This is a genomic window from Dietzia sp. E1 (assembly GCF_014145015.1).
Classification (GTDB): Bacteria; Actinomycetota; Actinomycetes; order Mycobacteriales; family Mycobacteriaceae; genus Dietzia; species Dietzia cinnamea_A.
On record NZ_JAALDU010000494.1, the window covers coordinates 1 to 1,811 of the forward strand.

The 1,811-nt window shown below is 72.6% G+C and carries 3 protein-coding genes; 2 read left to right on the forward strand and 1 reads right to left on the reverse strand.

Annotation, left to right across the window (positions count from 1 at the left end):
- A partial coding sequence (locus G6030_RS14450) for an ATP-binding cassette domain-containing protein (protein WP_182643592.1) occupies positions 1-482 on the reverse strand: 482 nt, incomplete at its 3' end.
- A gap of 255 nt (positions 483-737) precedes the next feature.
- Between G6030_RS14450 and G6030_RS14455 the strand changes: the two genes are divergently transcribed.
- Positions 738-941 carry a sigma factor-like helix-turn-helix DNA-binding protein gene (locus G6030_RS14455; RefSeq protein WP_007633914.1) on the forward strand — a complete coding sequence of 68 codons (204 nt, stop codon included), beginning with the start codon at positions 738-740 and terminating at the stop codon, positions 939-941.
- Positions 942-948: 7 nt separating this feature from the next.
- On the forward strand, positions 949-1,743 hold the full coding sequence (locus G6030_RS14460; RefSeq protein ID WP_182643593.1) for a hypothetical protein: 795 nt from the start codon (positions 949-951) through the stop codon (positions 1,741-1,743).
- Positions 1,744-1,811: the final 68 nt, after the last annotated feature.

Here is a 1,811-nt window from a genome sequence, read left to right on the forward strand (position 1 = left end):
CCGAGTCCGGCGAGCGCGACGTCGACCCGGCGGTCGGCATCCCACGCGTCCAGTGCGGTGGCCAGCTCGAGCGCGGCCGCGTAGTCGTCCTCGGCGCCGGGTTCCTCGGCCCCCATGGCTTCGGCGGCGGCGTCCACCGCGCGCAGGGCGGCCAGGCTGTCGGCGATCTCCTCGGCGACGAGGTCGCCGACCGTGCGCGCCGCGGGGGCGTCCAGGTGTTGGTCGACGGTCCCTATCCGTCCGACCCGTGAGACGGTTCCGGAGTCCGGGCGGTGCCGCCCGGCCAGGACGCGCAGGAGCGTCGTCTTGCCCCGACCGTTCTCCCCCACCACGGCGAGCCGCGATGCCGCGGAGACGGTGAGGTCGACGCCGGTCAGGACGGTGCGGTCGCCGAGCGTCACCGCCACGTCGGTCAGGCGGATGTGTGCGCGGTGGCCCGCGGGGAGTCGGTGGTGCTGGTGATGATGCTGGTCGTGGTGCACGGTGCCCTCTTCGGCTCGTCGTGGAGCCGGGTAGCACGAGATGGCCGCCCGGCGTGTGCCCGTGGACGGCGTGCAGGGAGAGGGGTGAAGGTGGTCTCCGCCGCCGTCAGCGGCGGGACCAGGGCTTCATGGTGATGGCACCGGGATACATGCCCGGGAGTGTATCCCGGGACCGCCCCGGGACGCACCCTTGGCGTCAACTCTGGTTGACATCGGCGGTAGTGTCAACGTAGGTTGACGGATGAGGTGGTGACAATGGAGACGACGTTCGACTTCAGCGCGGAGGACTCCCCCGTCGACAGACTGGCCGCCATCGCGCGGGCCAAGGCCGAGATCGCCCGCGAGGAGGCGGCCGCGGTGCGATTCGCCAGAGTGCACGGGTTGAGCTGGGCGGAGATCGGCACGGTCCTGGGGGTGAGCAGGCAGGCACTGCACAAGCGATTCGGAAGGACGGCCTGAGGAGCACATGGCGAGGACGCGAACCGGAGAACTCCTGCGACCACTCGTCACGCTGGCCCCGAGCCCCCCGCGGCTGCCCAATGCGACCAAGGCGGGGCTCACGGTCCTGCTGTGCCTGGCGGTCCCGACGCTGCTGGGGCGCTTCGACCTGGGGCTGCTCACCGTCACCGGGACCTTCGCCGTCCTCTACGCCCCGGCCGCCCCGCTGCGTCGTCGCGCCGCGACCGTCGCCGGCATCGGTCTGGGCCTGGTCGTCGCCACCTCCCTCGGCGCGTTCACCGCGGGCTCCCACCTCGCGTTCGCGGTGACCGCGGTGCTGCTGGCGACCGTCACCGCCGGGCTGTGCCTGGCGCTGCGCGTCGGTCCGCCCGGGTCGTACTTCCTCGTGCTGACCGCCGGCATCGCGTACCTGCTGGTCGGCGAGCACGGCACCGAACCCGCCCTCGTCCCGGGCATGACCGCGGTCGGTGCCGTCGTGGCGTGGCTGGTGACCATGGCGGACCTTCTCCCCGATCCACGCCGGCCGGAACGTCGAGCGGTGCGCTGCGCGCGGGACGCGGTCGCGGCCTACGCGGCCACCGAACCGGGACCCGACAGCCGGCCGCAACACCGCGCCGCGGCCCAGGCCCTCGCCGACGCCGAAGAGGCCGTCGCCGAGGGTATGTGGACTCCTTCCGGGCCGATCAGCGCCGAGCTCGCCACCGCCCACCGCGAGTACGACGCCCGCGCGGCGCGGGCGAGCCGACACATCGTGCCCGGCGACGACCCCGCCTGGGGTCACTTCCTAAGGCGGACTCGGTAGCCGCGAGCGCTGCCCCTAGAAGGGTATGCAACTAGTGTCGCGTGTCGTTAGTTCCTAAATGCTTGGGT

Excerpts from the sequence above, each read along its gene's own strand:
- G6030_RS14455 (WP_007633914.1), top strand. The coding sequence starts at position 738 with ATGGAGACGACGTTCGACTTCAGCGCGGAGGACTCCCCCGTCGACAGA.
- G6030_RS14460 (WP_182643593.1), top strand. The coding sequence starts at position 949 with ATGGCGAGGACGCGAACCGGAGAACTCCTGCGACCACTCGTCACGCTG.